Origin of the sequence: Leifsonia sp. ZF2019, from assembly GCF_019924635.1 — a bacterium.
Classification (GTDB): Bacteria; Actinomycetota; Actinomycetes; order Actinomycetales; family Microbacteriaceae; genus Leifsonia.
The window spans coordinates 1,301,919-1,319,313 of sequence record NZ_CP065037.1; the positions used below are offsets into that span (position 1 = coordinate 1,301,919).

20 protein-coding genes are annotated in these 17,395 nt (G+C 70.3%); 14 read left to right on the forward strand and 6 right to left on the reverse strand.

Features of this window, described 5'->3' with window-relative positions:
• Positions 1 to 3 precede the first annotated feature (3 nt).
• The gene (locus IT072_RS06350) at positions 4 to 1,476 is read right to left on the reverse strand and encodes an MFS transporter (RefSeq protein ID WP_223360114.1); all 1,473 of its coding nucleotides are present in this window, start codon (positions 1,474 to 1,476) and stop codon (positions 4 to 6) included.
• Between the two features lie 41 nt (positions 1,477 to 1,517).
• On the opposite strand from IT072_RS06350, the gene IT072_RS06355 reads away from it, so the two are divergent.
• The 5 genes from IT072_RS06355 to IT072_RS06375 are packed head-to-tail and all read left to right on the forward strand — an operon-like array spanning position 1,518 to position 4,174.
• Complete coding sequence (locus tag IT072_RS06355; RefSeq protein ID WP_223360115.1) at positions 1,518 to 2,036, forward strand: phosphoribosyltransferase; 519 nt, start codon at positions 1,518 to 1,520, stop codon at positions 2,034 to 2,036.
• An 8-nt stretch (positions 2,037 to 2,044) separates the two neighbouring features.
• The gene (locus IT072_RS06360; protein WP_223360909.1) at positions 2,045 to 2,737 is read left to right on the forward strand and encodes a uracil-DNA glycosylase; all 693 of its coding nucleotides are present in this window, start codon (positions 2,045 to 2,047) and stop codon (positions 2,735 to 2,737) included.
• A gap of 35 nt (positions 2,738 to 2,772) precedes the next feature.
• Positions 2,773 to 3,351, forward strand: coding sequence for a GNAT family N-acetyltransferase (locus IT072_RS06365; RefSeq protein WP_223360116.1), 579 nt, complete (start codon positions 2,773 to 2,775; stop codon positions 3,349 to 3,351).
• A 45-nt stretch (positions 3,352 to 3,396) separates the two neighbouring features.
• Complete coding sequence (locus IT072_RS06370; protein ID WP_223360117.1) at positions 3,397 to 3,945, forward strand: DUF2781 domain-containing protein; 549 nt, start codon at positions 3,397 to 3,399, stop codon at positions 3,943 to 3,945.
• 1 nt (position 3,946) lies between these two features.
• Complete coding sequence (locus IT072_RS06375; RefSeq protein ID WP_223360118.1) at positions 3,947 to 4,174, forward strand: hypothetical protein; 228 nt, start codon at positions 3,947 to 3,949, stop codon at positions 4,172 to 4,174.
• A 223-nt stretch (positions 4,175 to 4,397) separates the two neighbouring features.
• On the opposite strand, the gene IT072_RS06380 is transcribed toward IT072_RS06375, so the two are convergent.
• Genes IT072_RS06380 through IT072_RS06390 form a run of 3 tightly spaced genes read right to left on the reverse strand, consistent with a single transcriptional unit; the run spans position 4,398 to position 6,441 of the window.
• The gene (locus IT072_RS06380; protein ID WP_223360119.1) at positions 4,398 to 5,168 is read right to left on the reverse strand and encodes a hypothetical protein; all 771 of its coding nucleotides are present in this window, start codon (positions 5,166 to 5,168) and stop codon (positions 4,398 to 4,400) included.
• Positions 5,165 to 6,082, reverse strand: a complete 918-nt coding sequence (locus IT072_RS06385) for an ABC transporter ATP-binding protein (RefSeq protein WP_223360120.1) — start codon at positions 6,080 to 6,082, stop codon at positions 5,165 to 5,167. The genes IT072_RS06380 and IT072_RS06385 overlap by 4 nt, the downstream gene beginning before the upstream one ends.
• Complete coding sequence (locus IT072_RS06390; RefSeq protein WP_223360121.1) at positions 6,079 to 6,441, reverse strand: GntR family transcriptional regulator; 363 nt, start codon at positions 6,439 to 6,441, stop codon at positions 6,079 to 6,081. Before IT072_RS06390 ends, IT072_RS06385 begins: the two co-directional genes overlap by 4 nt.
• 96 nt (positions 6,442 to 6,537) lie before the next feature.
• On the opposite strand from IT072_RS06390, the gene IT072_RS06395 reads away from it, so the two are divergent.
• The gene (locus IT072_RS06395; RefSeq protein WP_223360122.1) at positions 6,538 to 7,965 is read left to right on the forward strand and encodes an amidase; all 1,428 of its coding nucleotides are present in this window, start codon (positions 6,538 to 6,540) and stop codon (positions 7,963 to 7,965) included.
• A 115-nt stretch (positions 7,966 to 8,080) separates the two neighbouring features.
• On the opposite strand, the gene IT072_RS06400 is transcribed toward IT072_RS06395, so the two are convergent.
• Complete coding sequence (locus IT072_RS06400; RefSeq protein WP_223360123.1) at positions 8,081 to 8,272, reverse strand: hypothetical protein; 192 nt, start codon at positions 8,270 to 8,272, stop codon at positions 8,081 to 8,083.
• 88 nt (positions 8,273 to 8,360) lie between these two features.
• Positions 8,361 to 8,747 (reverse strand): DUF1844 domain-containing protein, encoded by a 387-nt coding sequence (locus IT072_RS06405; protein ID WP_223360124.1) that lies wholly within the window; start codon positions 8,745 to 8,747, stop codon positions 8,361 to 8,363.
• Positions 8,748 to 9,013: 266 nt separating this feature from the next.
• On the opposite strand from IT072_RS06405, the gene infC reads away from it, so the two are divergent.
• The 8 genes from infC to argJ all read left to right on the forward strand — a co-directional run bounded on the left by infC (position 9,014) and on the right by argJ (position 17,395).
• The gene (gene infC / locus IT072_RS06410; protein WP_223360910.1) at positions 9,014 to 9,670 is read left to right on the forward strand and encodes a translation initiation factor IF-3; all 657 of its coding nucleotides are present in this window, start codon (positions 9,014 to 9,016) and stop codon (positions 9,668 to 9,670) included.
• The gene (gene rpmI / locus IT072_RS06415) at positions 9,670 to 9,864 is read left to right on the forward strand and encodes a 50S ribosomal protein L35 (protein WP_021765188.1); all 195 of its coding nucleotides are present in this window, start codon (positions 9,670 to 9,672) and stop codon (positions 9,862 to 9,864) included. Before infC ends, rpmI begins: the two co-directional genes overlap by 1 nt.
• A gap of 32 nt (positions 9,865 to 9,896) precedes the next feature.
• Positions 9,897 to 10,283, forward strand: coding sequence for a 50S ribosomal protein L20 (rplT, locus tag IT072_RS06420; RefSeq protein ID WP_223360125.1), 387 nt, complete (start codon positions 9,897 to 9,899; stop codon positions 10,281 to 10,283).
• A 203-nt stretch (positions 10,284 to 10,486) separates the two neighbouring features.
• Positions 10,487 to 11,287: a TrmH family RNA methyltransferase gene (locus tag IT072_RS06425; protein WP_223360126.1), complete on the forward strand. Its 801-nt coding sequence runs from the start codon at positions 10,487 to 10,489 to the stop codon at positions 11,285 to 11,287.
• Between the two features lie 52 nt (positions 11,288 to 11,339).
• The gene (pheS, locus tag IT072_RS06430) at positions 11,340 to 12,380 is read left to right on the forward strand and encodes a phenylalanine--tRNA ligase subunit alpha (RefSeq protein ID WP_223360127.1); all 1,041 of its coding nucleotides are present in this window, start codon (positions 11,340 to 11,342) and stop codon (positions 12,378 to 12,380) included.
• Positions 12,380 to 14,923 carry a phenylalanine--tRNA ligase subunit beta gene (gene pheT / locus IT072_RS06435; protein WP_223360128.1) on the forward strand — a complete coding sequence of 848 codons (2,544 nt, stop codon included), beginning with the start codon at positions 12,380 to 12,382 and terminating at the stop codon, positions 14,921 to 14,923. Before pheS ends, pheT begins: the two co-directional genes overlap by 1 nt.
• Positions 14,924 to 15,150: 227 nt before the next feature.
• On the forward strand, positions 15,151 to 16,194 hold the full coding sequence (gene argC, locus IT072_RS06440) for an N-acetyl-gamma-glutamyl-phosphate reductase (RefSeq protein ID WP_223360129.1): 1,044 nt from the start codon (positions 15,151 to 15,153) through the stop codon (positions 16,192 to 16,194).
• Between the two features lie 46 nt (positions 16,195 to 16,240).
• Positions 16,241 to 17,395, forward strand: coding sequence for a bifunctional glutamate N-acetyltransferase/amino-acid acetyltransferase ArgJ (gene argJ / locus IT072_RS06445; RefSeq protein WP_223360130.1), 1,155 nt, complete (start codon positions 16,241 to 16,243; stop codon positions 17,393 to 17,395).

Here is a 17,395-nt window from a genome sequence, read left to right on the forward strand (position 1 = left end):
TCGTCAGACGACGGGGTCCGCGAGCATCGGCTCCGCGTCCGAGAACGCCAGCTTGGGCACGAAGAAGAGGAGCACGGCGGCGGCGATCGCGCCGAGGCCGCAGATGGCCCAGACGAGCATGTAGCCGAACAGGCTCGCGGCCGTCGCCGTGACGGTCGCGGCGCCCGCCAGAAGGACGACGCCGAACACCGCGGAGGCGAAGGAGCCCCCGACCGTCTTCGTCGTGTTGGTCATGGCCGTGGCGACACCGGTCTGGCCGCGCGGGGCAGCTGCGGCCGCCGCGGCGGGGAGAGCACCGACGAGCGCGCCCGAGCCGATGCCCGCGATCGCCATGTTGGTGAACACCTCCCACGTCTCCAGGTGGAACGGCAGGAACATCAGGTAGCCGATCCCGACCAGGAAAGCGGCGATGATGAGCGTGATCCGCGGGCTCAGCCAGGACGAAACGAGCGGGAAGAGCACCGCGCCGACGATCATGGAGATCAGGTAGGCGCCGATCAGGATGCTGCGCTGGCCGGCCGTGAGACCGAGGCCGTAGCCGTTCACCGGGTCGGTTCCCGCATACGTGCTGAGCGGTGCCTGCGCGCCCAGGAGGCTGATGCCCACGAGACCGGCGGTGAGCTGGATGGGCCACATGTTCGGGCGGCGCAGCACCCGGAGGTCGATCGCCGGGTCGGACTGCCTGAGCTCCCACCGGCCGAAGGGCACGAAGGCGAGCACGCCGACGACGATGAGCGCCCACACCCACCACGTGCCGACACCGTTGATGCGCAGGAAGGTGAGTCCCGAGGTGATGAGCAGGAGCGCGAGGGTGAGGAGGACGAACCCGACGCCATCGAGCCTGCGGTCGGGCGTCGGCTCCGACTCCGGCACGCCGAAGAGGATGGCGAAGAAGACGAGGGTGACCGCGATCGCCGGCACCATCAGCGTGACGCTGAGGTTCTCGCCGACCGCCTCGAACAGCAGCCCGGCACCGACCGCGCCGAGGATGGCCCCGAGCTCGAGGGCGACGACGAGCAGCCCCGCCGCGCGCCGCCTCTGCGACGCCCCGGTGCCGGAGCGGCGTCCGCGGTCGAAGATGAGCGCCACCTCCAACGGCAGCCAGACCACATAGAACCCTTGCAGCGCGAACGCGATGAGGAAGGTGACGAAGTTGCCGGAGAACGCGAGGGCCCACGTGGAGAGTGCGGTGATCACGGTCGCGATGAGCAGGACGCGCTTGTGCCCGAACATGTCGCCGAGCTTCGCGAGCGGCGGCACGACGAGGGCGGAGAGCAGCAGCTGCGCGGCCTCGAACCAGTTGTAGTCGGCGTCGTGGATGCCCAGGTGCTTGACCGTGTCGGAGATCAGCGGAACGTAGTACCCCTGCAGGATCCCGCTGGTGAGCTCCACCAGCGCCAGCCACCCGATGAGCCCGGCGGTCACGCCGATCGCGACGGTCGCCCGGCGGGACGAGACGGTCTTCTCTGAGGTCATGCTGGATGCTAGCACCGCTCGCGGGCGGGTAACGTAGGGGGGTGGCCAGCGAACTCGACGACTCAGGTGCAGGTGTTCTCGCAGAGACCGAACGGGAAGTGCTGGGCTGGTTGGAGTTCGGCGACGCCGCCCGCCACCTCGCTGGCGAGGTGCTCGAATCCGGGTTCGAGCCCGACATGGTCATCGCGATCGCGCGCGGCGGTCTGCTGCTCGCCGGGGCGATCTCGTACGCGCTCGGCATCAAGGCGTGCGGCGCACTCAACGTCGAGTTCTACAGGGGTGTCGACGAACGTCTGCCGGAGCCGGTCGTGCTCCCGCCGATGCTCGACTCGTCCGCTCTGGAGTCCAAGCGCGTGCTGCTCGTCGACGACGTCTCCGACTCGGGCCGCACCCTCGCCATGGTGGTGGACCTGATCGCCGCCTCGGGTGCCGACGTGCGCACGGTCTGCCTGTACTCGAAACCGCGCACCGCGCTCGAGCCCGACTTCGTCTGGCGCCGAACCGACCGCTGGATCACGTTCCCGTGGTCGGCGCTGCCGCCGGTCACCGCGGCGCACTGACCACGACGATGGCGAAGACGCTCGCCGAGCTGGCCGCCGACGGTTCGATGGATCCGGGCTGGGCGAGCGCGCTCGAGCCCGTCGCCGATCGCATCGCGGCGATGGGGGACTTCCTCCGCGCCGAGGTCGCGGCCGGCCGCCCGTACCTCCCGGCCGGAGCGGATGTGCTGCGCGCGTTCCGTGCCCCGCTGGCGGATGTGCGGGTGCTCATCGTCGGCCAGGATCCGTATCCCACGCCCGGGCATCCCATCGGTCTCTCGTTCGCCGTCGAGCGGCACGTACGCCCGGTGCCGCGCAGCCTGCAGAACATCTACCGCGAACTGCGGGACGACCTGGGCGTCGTCCCTCCGGCGCACGGCGATCTCAGCGCCTGGGCGGACAACGGCGTGATGCTGCTCAACAGGGTGCTCACCGTGCGTCCCGGAGCACCCGCGTCGCACCGCGGGGCCGGCTGGGAGGCCGTCACCGAGCACGCCATCCGCAGCCTCGTCGCGCGGGGCCGCCCGTTCGTCTCCATCCTGTGGGGCAGGGACGCGGCCACGCTGAAGCCGCTGCTGGGCGGCAACCCGGTGATCGAGTCCCCGCACCCCAGCCCGCTGTCGGCCTCGCGCGGGTTCTTCGGCTCGCGTCCGTTCTCGAAAGCCAACGCGCTGCTCGAGCAGCGCGGGGAGAAGCCGGTGGACTGGACGCTCGAACCGTAACGCGCCCGCAACGTGTGCGACGTAGGCTTGTCGTCGTGCTGGAAGAGGAATACGAGACGCGTCGCGAGCTGCCGCGCCACCTGCGCAAGCGGGAGGCGCCGGAGCCCGTGTTCGAGTACACCATCCGCGAGGCCCGCGCGGAGGACATGCCCGACGTGCGCGCGATCTACAACCATTACGTCGCCAACAGCACCGTCACCTTCGACGAGGACGCGATGACGCTCCGCGAGTGGCGCAGCAAGTATGCCTACCTGCAGAAGCTCGGGATGCCGTTCATCGTCGCCGAGTCGCCCAGCGGCCAGATCCTCGGTTACGCCCTCGTCTCGCCGTGGAAGCAGAAGCGCGCCTACCGGTTCACCGTGGAGAACTCGATCTACCTCGGCGCGGCCTCCACGGGCAAGGGTCTCGGCCCGGTGCTGATGCAGGAGCTGATCGACCGGTCCAAGGCCGCCGGGCTCAAGGAGATGATCGCCGTCATCGCCGACAAAGGTGCGGAGGCGTCGATCAAGATGCACGAGAACTTCGGTTTCGAGGAGATCGGCAGGATGGGCCGCGTCGGCTTCAAGTTCGATCGCTGGCTCGGCACCGTGCTGCTGCAGAAATCGCTCAAGTAACGCGGCCTCCCGGGCTGATCCGGACGGCGGGTCTAGGCTCGCGCTGTGAGCACACTGACCCCCGGCACGGACCAGGTCGCCCTCGCCGCTGCCGCGACGCCGGCGAACCTGCCGCTGCGCAGACGCCCGATCGACATCTTCTTCCTGGTGATGTTCTCGCTGTTCGTCGTCACCTGCATCATCAGCGACGCCATCCCGACGCTCGGCATCCCGCAGACGGCGACGACGACGAACATCCTGGCGCAGTGGAACTACACGTATTCATCGCAATACGACCCGCTCTACCAGGCGGAGCCGTTGTGGCTGCGCTTCATCACGGGGACCAGCGCGTTCGTCTACTTGCCGTTCTACGTGCTGCTGATCGTGTGCCTGGTCAAGGGCTACAACTGGATCCAGCTGTTCGCCGTCATCTACGCGACCATGATCATCAGCCTGACCGCGATCCCGATCTTCGGCGTCGAGTTCTTCGGCCCGGTGGGGGAGCGGACCCCGAACCCGGTCGTGTTCCTGCTCTACAACGGCCCGTACGTGCTCGTGCCGTTGCTGCTGCTCATCCGGATGCGCAAACCGCTCCCGTTCACGAGGAGGTTCTGAGATGCCCCTGCTGGAAGACCTGACCGTCTACGAGGACGGCGACGTGTACACCGTCTACGACCACTCCTTCCTCCCCGAGGGGGAGGCGGGGAGAGGGCGCGCGCTCGGCCGGATCTCGCGCGCTGCCGACGGCACCTATGAGCCGTCCGGAGTCGGCGCGGTGTTCGAGTACATCGCTCCGGCGACCACTCTCGATGAGGCGCTGGAGGCGTTCGTCGGGTCCGCCTGACCCGGGGTGTTCCTCGGTGTTCCCTTTGTGTCCACGAGGGATGTGCCGAGCGTTCCGTCCGGCGTCGCCCCGCCTCTCTATGGTGAAGAGGACGACATCGTCGGGCGGCGCACGACACGGCGCCGGCCGAGTGAGGCCGATGAACAATCGTGGCCCGGGCGTCCCGTTGTGCGAGGCGGGAGACCCGGGCCACGTCCATGTCCGGTCCGTGGTGGAGGCGGCGTCAGCTCTTCGGGGTCGCCCGCCTCAGCACGGCGTATCCGGCGAGGCCGGCCAGAAGGGTCGGGAGCAGCAGCCAGGCCGTCACACCCAGGACCCCATTGTCGTCGAACCACGCTCCCACCGCCGGCCAGCCGTCGGTGAGAGCGATGAGGGCGAGGGCGCCGATGACGAGAAGGGTCAGCGCGGCGCCCGCTGCGATGATCCCGTACATCCGCCAGCGCATGAACAGCGAAGCGGAGAACGCGCCGACGAAGAAGAAGAACAGCATCCCGACGAAGGCGATGAACAGGCGCCCACCGTAGCCCTGGCCCTGGAAGTAGACCGAGGTGAAGATGTGCCCGCCGAGGCCCCAGCCGTTCGTCCACTCCTCGATCGATGCGAGGGTTGCGAAGCCGATCGCGTAGCCGGCTCCGAGGATCAGGAAGGTGAGCGCGGACCCCAGGGCGAAGTGACGTCGGGTGACGCTGAGACCGAGCGCGAACGGGAAGGTCGCGGCGATGACCTGGATGCCGACGACGCACATGTACACGAAGATGTAGAACGCGCCGCCGCTCCATTCCGTGCCTTCGAGGGCCGTCGCGCGCCCGGCTGGCGGGGTGGCCGCCCAGATGATCCACCAGATCAGCCAGTTCACCAGCCAGATGAAGAACATGATGATGATGGGCAGCCAGATGACGGTCCACTTGTTCACGAGGTTCAGGCGCACGACGCGCCAGATCCGCTGGCCGGAGGTCGGTGCCGCCCCGGGGGCCGCTGAAGATGCGATGGTCATGCGCTCTGCTCGAATTCTGTCTCTCGGACGTTGGTCTTGCGGACGATGAGCTGCTGGAGGGAGACCGGCGCGAGCTCGAGGCCGGCGGAGGCGGCGGCGGCCCGGTCGGAGGGGCTGAGGCCCGAGACGGTCACCGAGGCGAGGCCGCCGATCCCGTCGCGATGGAGCACGTCGTGGCGGGCGACGAACGCGTCCACCGCCGTGCGCGGGCCGACGACGGTGCTCGCGGAGCTGCGGAGCGCTTCGGCGTCCTCGTCCATCAGGATGCGGCCCTGGTCGATGACGATCACGTGTTCGAGCAGGTTGGCGACCTCGTCGATCAGGTGGGTCGAGAGGACGATGGTGCGGGGATGCTCGGCGAAGTCCTCGAGCAGGCGGTCGTAGAAGATCTGCCGCGCCACGGCGTCGAGGCCCAGGTACGGCTCGTCGAAGAACGTCAGGGGCGCCCGGGAGGCGAGACCGACGATCACGCCGACGGCCGAGAGCTGACCGCGGGAGAGCTTCTTGATCCGGCGGTTCAGCGGGAGCCGGAAATCGTCGACGAGGCTCTCCGCGAGGTCGGCGTCCCAGTTCTCGAAGAACCAGGGGGCGCTCCGGAACACGTGCTTCGGTCGGAAGTCCTCCGGGTAGCGCTGGCTCTCCTTGATGAAGCAGACGTGGGAGAGCACGTTCGCGTTCTCGGCCGGCGGCTCGCCGAAGACGCGGATCTCGCCCGAGGTGGCGAAGTCCTGGCCGGTGAGGAGCTGCATCAGCGTGGTCTTGCCCGCGCCGTTGCGGCCGAGCAGACCATGGATCAGCCCGGGCTTGATGGTGACGGAGATGTCGTCGATCGCGGTGAACGACCCGAATCTCTTGGTGAGTCCCGAGACCTGCACCGCCGGGGCGATGGAGGTCGGGGCGGGCACGACGCTCATGCGCGCACTCCTTCCGTTTCGATCATCTGGGCGAGCTGGGACGGGTCGATGCCGAGCTTGGCGGCCTCGGCGAGCAGCGGGCGGAGGTATTCGTCGCGGAACGCCTCGCGCCGTTTGGCGACGAGCCGTTCCCGAGCCCCCGTGGAGACGAACATTCCGATGCCTCGTTTCTTGTAGAGGATCCCCTCGTCGACGAGGAGGTTGACGCCTTTGCCGGCCGTGGCCGGGTTGATGCGGTAGAAGGACGCGAACTCGTTGGTGGACGGCACCTGGCCCTCGGCGGGGTAGACCCCGTCGATGATGTCGTCCTCGATCTGCTCGGCGATCTGCAGGAAGATCGGCTTGCCTTCTTCGATCATGTGAACCTCTTTGGTTCGTTACTCATGTAACTAACCAACCAGGTGGGGTCCCGTTTGTCAAGAGCGGGACGGCGGGAGCGGGATAGCCTGAGCCGTATGGCGGACCTCCATGAGCTCACGGCGCTCGCCCTCTGGCAGGAACTGCAGAGCGGACGCATCTCCCCGCGCGAGCTGGCCTCGCACTACCTGAACCGCATCGAGCGGCTGAACCCGGAGCTGGGCGCCTTCGTCACGGTCACGCGCGACCTCGCGCTCGACCGCGCCGACGAGGTCGCCGAGCGCGTGCCGAAGTCGGCACCTCTGTGGGGTCTGCCCTCCGGCGACAAGGACCTCTGGCTCCGGGCGGGGGTGCCCGCCGGCTTCGGGTCGCGGGCCTTCGCCGGCTACGTCCCCGACACCACCGACGAGATCGTCGAGACGCTCGACGCGGCGGGCGCCGTGAGCCTCGGCAAGACCAACGCGCCGGAGTTCGGGCTCCCTGCGTACACCGAGTCGCTCGCCGCGCCTCCCGCCCGCAACCCGTGGGACCCCGCGCTCGGCGCAGGCGGATCCAGCGGAGGTGCGGCGGTCGCCGTCGCCGCCGGGATGCTTCCGTTCGCGCCCGGCTCCGACGGCGGCGGCTCCGTCCGCATCCCGGCCGCGGCGTGCGGCCTCGTCGGCCTGAAGCCGACCCGCGGGCTGGTCCCCGCGGGCAGCGGCATCCCCTCGCTCGGCGGGCTGGTCGTCGACGGCCCGCTCGCCCGCACCACTGCCGACGCCGCGCTCCTCCTCGACGGCATGATCGCCCGGGTCGGCGGCCGCATCGACCACCACTACTCGCTCCGCGCCCCCTACGACGACGACGGCCCCTTCCTCGGCACCGCCGTCCGCGGCGAGGGCCGCTTCCAGCTCGGCGTGATGACCACGTCCGCCTGGGACGACGCCTACGACATCGTCGTCTCGCCGGAGGCCCGCGCCGCCCTCGATGCAGCCGTCGGGGCTTTCAGCGACATGGGGCACGGTATGGAGGAGACCGCCCTCCGCCCCGACCCGACCTATGCGCCCGCCTTCCGCACCATCTGGCAGGCAGGCGCCGCCCGGGTCCCCCTGGAGGGGGAGGCGCTCGACCTGCTGGAGCCGCTCACTTCCTGGCTCGTCCGCCGCGGCCGCGAGCTCGGCGCGCGCGAGCTGAGCGAAGCGCTGTCGGCCCTGACCGCCTACGAGCGCTCGTTCATCGCCCAGCTGTCGTCGTTCGACGCCGTGCTGACCCCCGCCCTCGCGATGACCCCGCGCCCGGTCGGGTGGTACGACGCCGAGGACGGCGAGCACAACTTCGAGCAGCAGGTGCAGTACACGCCCTTCACCTCGATGGTGAACGTCACCGGCCTTCCCGCGATCGTGCTGCCGATCGCGCAGACCGACACCGGCCTCCCGATGGGCGTGCAGCTGATCGGCCGCCCCGGCGGAGAGCGCACGCTGCTGTCGCTCGCCGCGCAGCTGGAGCGCCGCGTCGGGTGGGAGAGGCGGCGCCCGGCTGGCTGGTGACCTCAGGCGGTCAGAAGGACTCGGCCCTACTGGTGGCTCCCGGTCGCTCTGCACGGTCCCGGCGGCCGAGCACCCAGCCGAGCGTACCCGCGACCAGTAGGAGGCCCGCCAGACCTCAGAGTGCCCCGGCGATCCGCGCCGGAGTGATGAAGACCATGCCGGAGAACGTGCAGGCCGTCCCGCCGATCCCTCCCGTGCAGGTGAACGAGGCGGCGCCTTCCGGCGTGAGGAACAGGAGCGCGCCCCCGAGCAGCACTAGCACCACGGCCGCGATCACGAGCCCCCACGTTGTGATCCTCCCCGGCATGGGCTCACGTCAGCCGAGGCGTGCGGGCGGGGCAACGGCCCATGCCGCAGACACAGGTCGGCTCGATCCGGCCGGCGGCGCCGCGGCGTCAGTTGACGGGTCCGGTGTACTTCTCGCCCGGGCCCTTGCCGATCTCGTCGGGGATGGGGGAGGCCTCGCGGAAGGCCAGCTGGAGCGAGCGGAGACCGTCGCGCAGGCTGCGTGCGTGCTGGTCGCCGAGGTGCGCGGCGCTGGCGGTGACCAGGCCGGCGAGGGCGTCGATGAGCTTGCGCGCCTCGTCGAGATCGGTCTGCGCGTCGGGGTCGTCGGCGAGCCCGCACTTGACCGCAGCGGCGCTCATGAGGTGCACCGCCGTGGTGGTGATGACCTCGACCGCCGGTACGTCCGCGATGTCGCGGGTGGCGTCGGCGATGGCCTCGTCGTGGTGCTGGCTGTCGGCCTCCTGGTAGGAGAAGGACCCGGAAGTGTCGCTCACTGCATTCCTCTGTTAGAATCGTTCGGGCTCCGGGGCATCTGTCCCGGTACGAAAGTGGAGATTCCTCCCACCCGCGCTTGACCGCTTACAGGTTACCGGGTTGTTGCACTCCGCCGACGCGCTTCGGCGCGGAGGTAGTCAGGGTGCTGTACCAGGCCTGCGATTCCGTCGCAGACCGTGCTGGTGCGTGGAACCTCCTCTTTCGCCGGATCGTCTCCCGACGGTTCGCGGCTCTGTGAAGCATCGCTCGATCAGAGGAGACAAACATCAGCGATCCCCGTACGAATGACCGTATCCGCGTCCCCGAAGTTCGACTCGTCGGCCCCAGCGGAGAGCAGGTCGGTGTCGTCAAGATCGAGGTCGCCATCCGGCTCGCGCAGGAGGCGGACCTCGACCTCGTCGAGGTTGCACCGAACTCCAAGCCGCCGGTCGCGAAGATCATGGACTACGGCAAGTTCAAGTACGAGGCTGCGCAGAAGGCCAAGGAGGCCCGGCGCAACCAGGCGAACACCATCCTCAAAGAGGTGCGTTTCCGCCTCAAGATCGACAAGCACGACTACGAGACCAAGCGCAAGCGCGCCGAAGGCTTCCTGAAGGCCGGCGACAAGGTCAAGGCCATGATCCTCTTCCGCGGTCGCGAGCAGTCGCGCCCGGAGCAGGGTGTCCGCCTCCTGCAGCGCTTCGCGGAGGATGTCGCCGAGTTCGGCCAGGTGGAGTCCAACCCGACCATCGACGGCCGCAACATGGTGATGATCATCAGCCCGCTCAAGAACAAGTCCGAGGCCAAGGCTGAGGCCAACGCACAACGTGCCGCATCGAAGGCTCGCGCCCAGGGGCGCGACACCGATGAGGTTGCTGCCGCAGACGACTCTGCGCAGTCCGACGAGAGTTCGCCCGCCCAGGCGACCAACGAGGAGAAGTAATGCCCAAGCAGAAGACCCACTCCGGCGCCAAGAAGCGCTTCAAGATCACCGGCACCGGCAAGGTCATGAAGCAGCAGGCCGGCATGCGCCACAACCTCGAGGTGAAGAGCAGCGACCGCAAGCGCCGCCTCAACGCCGACCAGGTCGTGCCCGAGGTGGACGCGAAGGTCGTCCGCCGGATGCTCGGCAAGTAACCCACCCGACGTACTTTAAGGAAGTCTGACAAATGGCAAGAGTGAAGAGGGCTGTCAACGCCCACAAGAAGCGTCGGGTCATCCTCGAGCGCGCCGAGGGCTACCGCGGTCAGCGGTCGCGCCTCTACCGCAAGGCGAAGGAGCAGGTCACCCACTCCCTCGTCTACTCGTACCGTGACCGCCGCCAGCGCAAGGGCGACTTCCGCCGCCTCTGGATCCAGCGCATCAACGCGGCGAGCCGCGCCAACGGCCTGACCTACAACCGCTTCATCCAGGGCCTCGGCCTCGCGGGCATCGAGGTCGACCGTCGCATCCTCGCCGAGCTGGCCGTGACGGAGCCGGCCACCTTCGCGGCCCTCGTCGAGAGCGCCAAGAAGGCCCTCCCCGCCGACACCTCGGCACCGAAGGCCGCCGCGTAAGGCGCGCACTGCACCACGGGGAACGGCCCGGTCGACTCCGGTCGGCCGGGCCGTTCTGCGCGTGCGCGGGTGCCCGTGGTCGCTCCGGAGATCTTCCGCGGCGCGCCGCTCAGCTCGCCGTCGTTCCGGCGTTCTCCGCCTCGGCCGGGCAGATCTCCGGATCCAGCCGGGAGGGGCGAGGGGCGTGGCCCTAAGCTGGTCGCATGCTTGACAATCCGCGCTCCCCGCGCGTCCGGGCCGTGGCGAAGCTGGCGAAGCGCGCCGCGCGGTCCGAGACCGGTCTCTTCCTCCTCGAGGGCCCCCAGGCGGTCGCCGAAGCGCTCGGGTTCCGTCCGGAGCTCGTCGTCGAGCTGTATGCGACGCCCACGGCCCTCGAGCGCTACACCGACATCGCGCAGACCGCCGTGGAGGCCGGAGTCGACGTCGAGTTCGTGACGGAGCAGGTGCTCGACACCATGGCGGACACGGTCACCCCTCAGGGCTTCGTCGCCGTCTGCCGCCAGTTCCCGACGTCGGTGAAGGACATCTTCGCCGACTCCCCGACGCTCGTCGCCGTGCTGGAGGAGGTGCGCGACCCGGGCAACGCCGGCACCATCATCCGCGCTGCCGACTCCGCGGGGGCCGACGCGGTCGTCCTCACCGGGCGCACGGTCGATCTCTACAACCCGAAGGTCGTCCGCTCCACGACCGGCTCCCTGTTCCACGTGCCGGTCGCAGTGGGAGCCGACCTCGCCGACGTGGTGGGCCGTGCTCGCACCGCGGGCCTCACGGTGCTCGCCGCGGACATCAAGGGCGAGGACCTCCTCACCGCCCGCACCGACGGCCTCCTCGCCCGCCCGACGGCGTGGGTGTTCGGCAACGAAGCGCACGGTCTCGCCGACGAGCACCTCGGCCTCGTCGACCGCGCGGTGACAGTCCCGATCTACGGCAAAGCCGAGTCGATGAACCTCGCGACCGCGGCCTCCGTCTGCCTCTACGAATCGGCTTTCGCGCAGCGGTCCTGACCCCTGCTCCGCGGCCTGTGCGCGCGGTGCCCGGCGGCTAGACTTGGGAACCGTGTCTGAAACCACCGAAATCACCGAAGGATCGGTCGAAGCGGCGGTCGAGGCGGCGCTCGCTGCCATCGACGCCGCGGGCGACTCGGCCGCGCTCAAGGCCGTGCGGCACGAGCACACCGCGGAGGGCTCGCCGCTCGCCCGCCTGAACGCGAGCATCCGCTCCCTGCCGGGCGACCAGAAGGCCGCCGCGGGCAAGCTCGTCGGCGGCGCGCGCGGCCGCGTCAGCCAGGCCTTCGCCGCCAAGGAGCAGCAGATCGCCGCCCAGGAGGAGGCCGCCGCGCTGGCCGCCGAGACGGTCGACGTCACCGCGCTCCCCTCGCGCTGGACCCCGGGCGCGCGCCACCCGCTCGCACTGCTTCAGGAGCGCATCGGCGACATCTTCGTCGGCATGGGCTGGGAGGTCGCGGAGGGCCCCGAGCTGGAGAGCGAGTGGTACAACTTCGACGCGCTGAACTTCGACGCCGACCACCCGGCGCGAGCGATGCAGGACACCTTCTTCGTCGAGCCGACCGATGCGCACCTCGTGCTGCGCACCCACACCTCTCCCGTGCAGCTGCGCGCGCTCCTCGGCGACGAGCTGCCGGTCTACCGCATCGCGCCCGGGCGCGTGTTCCGCACGGACGAGTTCGACGCGACGCACCTGCCCGTCTTCACCCAGATCGAGGGCATCGCCGTCGACAAGGGCCTGACGATGGCGCACCTGCGGGGAACACTCGACCACTTCGTGAAGACACTGTTCGGCGAGGGCGCGAAGGTGCGCCTGCGGCCGAACTACTTCCCCTTCACCGAGCCGAGCGCCGAGCTCGACCTGTGGCACCCGACCTTCAAGGGCGGCGCCCGCTGGATCGAGTGGGGCGGCTGCGGCATGGTCAACCCGAACGTCCTCCGCTCCGCCGGCATCGACCCCGACGTCTACTCGGGCTTCGCCTTCGGCGTGGGCGTGGAGCGGGCACTGATGTTCCGCAACGACGTCAAAGACATGCGCGACATGGCCGAGGGCGATGTCCGGTTCTCCCAGCAGTTCGGAATGGTGGTCTGATGCGCGTCCCCCTGAGTTGGCTCGGCGAGTACGTCGACCTCGAACCCGGAACCACCGCCGACGAGGTGCACGCCGCGCTCGTGGCGGTCGGGCTGGAGGAGGAGGACGTCCACACGTTCGAGATCTCCGGCCCGGTCGTCGTCGGCGAGGTGCTCGACTTCGTCGAGGAACCGCAGAGCAACGGCAAGACCATCCGCTGGTGCCAGGTGCGCGTCGCCCCCGAGGGGCGGAGCGCGGCCGACGGCGGCGAGGACGTGCGCGGCATCGTCTGCGGCGCGAGCAACTTCCTGCGCGGGGACAAGGTCGTGGTGACCCTTCCCGGCTCGGTGCTCCCCGGTCCGTTCCCCATCGCGGCGCGCAAGACCTACGGCCACGTGTCGGACGGCATGATCGCCTCCACGCGCGAGCTGGGCCTCGGCGACGACCATGCGGGCATCCTGCGCCTGGTCACCCTCGGGCTCGACCCCGAGGTCGGCACCGACGCGATCTCGCTGCTCGGGCTCGACGACACGGCGGTGGAGGTCAACGTCACCCCGGACCGCGGCTACGCGTTCTCGATCCGCGGCATCGCCCGCGAGTACTCGCATGCCACGGGCGCCGCCTTCCGCGACCCGGCCGACGCCGTCGCCGTCGCCCCGGCCGGTGCACACGCGCACGGGTTCTCCGTCGCGATCGACGACCGTGCCCCGATCCGCGGGCGCATCGGCTCCAGCGTCTTCGTCACGCGCGTCGTGCGCGACGTCGACGGCAGCCGCCCGACGCCGCCGTGGATGGTGTCGCGGCTCACGCTCGCCGGCATCCGCTCGATCTCGCTCATCGTCGACATCACGAACTACGTGATGCTGGAGCTCGGCCAGCCGATCCACGCCTACGACCTCGACAGGATCGCCGGCGGCCTCGTCGTGCGCCGCGCGCACCCGGGCGAGACCCTCGTCACGCTGGACGAGCAGGCGCGCGCACTGCACGTCGAAGACCTCCTCATCACAGACGACTCGGGGGCCATCGGCCTCGCGGGTGTGATGGGCGGCGCCTCCACCGAGATCGGCGAGGGAACGACCAACGTGCTCATCGAGGCCGCGAATTTCGACCCCGTGTCGATCGCCCGCACCGCGCGCCGGCACAAGCTGCCGAGCGAGGCGTCCAAGCGCTTCGAGCGCGGCGTCGACCCGCGCGTGGCCGTTGCCGCCGCGGCGCGCGTGGTGCAGCTGCTCGAGCAGCTCGCCGGCGGTCACGCGGACGAACTGGGCTCGCTCTACGACGAGGCCGCCGACGCCCAGGCGATCACCCTTCCCGATGGTTACATCGCCTCCCTCATCGGCGTCGACTTCACCGACGACGAGGTGCGCGGAGCGCTCGCCGAGATCGGCGGCTCCGTCTCCGAGGGCGCCGGTGCACTGCTCGTCGTGCCGCCGAGCTGGCGCCCCGACCTGCTCGACAAGTCGGACCTGGCGGAGGAGGTCGCACGCATCGTCGGCTACGACCGCATCCCGTCGGTGCTGCCGGTCGCCCCTCCCGGGCGCGGGCTCAGCCGCGAGCAGAAGCTCCGTCGGGCGGTCGCCCAGACCCTTGCCGACAACGGCTCGACCGAGGTCCTCGCCTTCCCGTTCGTGAGCGCGGCGCAGAACGACCTGTTCGGCGCCCCGGAGGCGGGCGGCGTGCGGGCGGTCAAGCTCGCGAACGCCCTCGATGCCACCGCGCCGTTCCTGCGCACGTCCCTGCTCCCCGGTCTGATCGATGTCGCCAAGCGCAACATCGCCCGCGGGCTCGTCGATCTCTCCGTCTACGAGATCGGGACGGTCTTCCTCCCGGGGGACGCGCCGCTCGGCAGTGCGTCCCTCCCCGTCGGCGCGGCCCTGCCCGACGAGGGGACGCTGGCCGCTCTGAACGCGGGCATCCCGGCCCAGCCGCGGCACCTCGCGGGGCTGGTCGTCGGCAACCGGGTCGAGAAGCAGCCGGGACAGGACGCCGTTGCGGCGGGCCTGGCGGATGCGCTGGCGATGGTGCGGCAGGCGGCGGTCGCGGCCGGGGTGGAGGTCCGCGTCGAGCAGGCCCGCCACCAGGCGCTCCACCCGGGACGGACGGCACGCGTGGTCGCACGGGCCGGCGACGGCACGGAGACGGCCGTCGGCTACGCGGGCGAGCTGCTCCCGGCCCTGTCGGCCGAGCTCGACCTGCCGCGCGTGGTCGCGGTCTTCGAGCTCGACCTCGACGCGCTGATCGCCGTCGCCCCGGCCGATGTCGTCGCGCGTGTGATCGCCGGCTTCCCCGCGGCGACGCAGGATCTGTCCCTCGTCGTCCCCGCCGAGGTCCCGGCCGCCGAGGTCCTCGCCGCCGTGCAGACCGGTGCCGGAGCCCTCCTCGAGGACATCCGTCTGGTCGACGACTACCGCGGAGCGGGGCTGCCGGAGGGGGCGAAGAGCCTCACCTTCGCTCTGCGCTTCCGCGCGGAGGACCGCACCCTCACCGCCGCCGAGGCCAGCGAGGCCAAGCTCGCGGGAGCGGCGCTGGCCGCCGAGCGGTTCGGCGCGACCGTCCGCGAATGACCCCGTGCGGCGCCCGCCGAGTGGCGGCGGGCGCCGCACGCCCGCTAGGGTGGACGCATGCTTTCCGTCCGGTGCACCGCGAGTTCGCGTGCGGCCCTCGCCGCCCGTGCCCTGCGCCGACGCCTGCGCGACCGCCGAATCTAGGCGGCGCTCGGGCGACCCTTCGTGGGTCGACGTGGGCGTCGCCGTCGCCGAGGCCCCTGTCGTCCACTCACTAAGGAAGTAGCATGACCTTCTCGGTCGCCGTCGCCGGCGCCTCCGGATACGCGGGTGGGGAGCTCCTCCGCATCCTCGCCGACCACCCGGACTTCGAGATCCGCACCGTGACCGCCCACCAGAACGCCGGTCACCCCCTCATCGCGCACCAGCCGCACCTGCGGTCGCTGGCGCACCTCACCCTCGTGGAGTCCACGGCGGAGAACCTCGCGGGGCACGACATCGTGTTCCTCGCGCTGCCGCACGGAAAGTCCGGCGAGATCGCGGCGCAGCTGCCCGCCGAGACGCTCGTCGTCGACTGCGGTGCGGACCACCGCCTGGAGGACCCGGCCGACTGGGCGGCGTTCTACGGCGGCGAGCACTTCGGCTCGTGGGCATACGGCGTCCCCGAACTGCCCGTCGGCGCGGGCCGCCAGCGCGACCACATCATCGGCGCGAAGCGGATCGCGGCTCCCGGCTGCAACGCGTCCGCCGTCTCGCTCGCACTCGCTCCGGGCATCCAGGTGGGGCTGATCGACGACCAGGACATCGTCGCCGTCCTCGCCGTCGGGCCGTCCGGTGCGGGCAAGAGCCTCAAGACGATGTACCTCGCGAGCGAGATCCTCGGCTCGGCCAACCCGTACGCGGTCGGTGGGACGCACCGCCACATCCCGGAGATCCAGCAGAACCTCCGGAAGGCGGGCGCCGCCGAGCCGACGGTGTCGTTCACGCCGGTGCTCGTGCCGATGTCGCGTGGCATTCTCGCCACCTCGACCGCCCGGGTGAAGCCCGGCGTCACCGCCGAGCAGGTGCAGGAGGCCTGGGCGCACACCTACGCCGACGAGCCGTTCGTGCACGTGCTGCCCGCCGGAACGGTCCCGCGCACGGCCGATGTGCTCGGGTCGAACACCGTCGCGATCGGCGTGGCCCTCGACGAGGCCGCCGGCCGGGTCGTGACGGTGCTCGCGATCGACAATCTCTACAAGGGGACTGCGGGCGCCGCCATCCAGTCCGCGAACATCGCCCTCGGTCTCGACGAGACCGCCGGGCTCAGCGTGAATGGAGTAGCACCCTGATGAGCATTTGTGTCACTGCGGGCATCGTCGAGGTCGGAGCCACATCATGAGCGTCACCGCAGCATCGGGATTCAGCGCGGCAGGCGTCGTCGCCGGGCTCAAGTCCAGCGGCAAGCGCGACCTCGCGCTGGTGCGCAACCTCGGCCCGCTCACCGCGGCCGCCGCCGTCTTCACCACCAACCGCTGCAAGGCCAACCCGGTGCTGTGGAGCGAGCAGGTCATCGCCGACGGCGTCGTCTCGGCCATCGTGCTCAACTCTGGCGGCGCCAACTGCTATACCGGTTCGCAGGGCTTCCAGACCACCCACTCGACCGCGGAGGCCGTGGCCGAGCGGCTCGGCGTCTCGGCGGGCGATGTGCTCGTCTGCTCGACCGGGCTGATCGGCGACCAGCTCGATCTCGCGAAGCTCGTCGCCGGCGTGGAGTCCGCCTCGGCCGCTCTCGCGACGGATGCCGGTCTGGGCGCGGCCGAGGCGATCATGACCACGGACACCCGCCCCAAGGAGGCCGAGCACCGCGCACCCGAGGGATGGACGGTCGGCGGCATGGCGAAGGGCGCGGGGATGCTCGCCCCCGGCCTCGCCACGATGCTGGTCGTGCTCACCACCGACGCCGTGCTCGACTCCGGCCAGCTGGACCGCGCACTGCGCGCCGCGACCCGGGTCACCTTCGACCGTCTCGACTCCGACGGCTGCATGTCGACCAACGACACCGTGGCCCTGTTGGGCTCCGGCGCCAGCGGCGTCGTCCCGGACGAGGCCGCCTTCGCGCTCGCACTCACCGATGTCTGCCGCAGTCTGGCCGAGCAGCTCCAGGCGGACGCGGAGGGCGCCTCGCACGACATCGCCATCCAGGTCGTCAACGCGCACTCGGAGGACGACGCCGTCACGGTCGGCCGCGCCGTCTCCCGCAGCAATCTGTTCAAGGCCGCGATCTTCGGCAACGACCCCAACTGGGGCCGGGTGCTCGCCGCCGTCGGCACGACCGACGCGGAGTTCGACCCGTACGGAATCGACGTCGCCATCAACGGCGTCCAGGTGTGCACGGCGGGGGAGCCGGACCAGCCTCGCGACCTCGTCGACCTGCACCCGCGCGCGGTCCACGTGCTCATCGACCTCCACGCCGGCGACGAGACCGCGACCATCCTGACCAACGACCTCACGCATGACTACGTGCACGAGAACAGCGCCTACGCGAGCTGA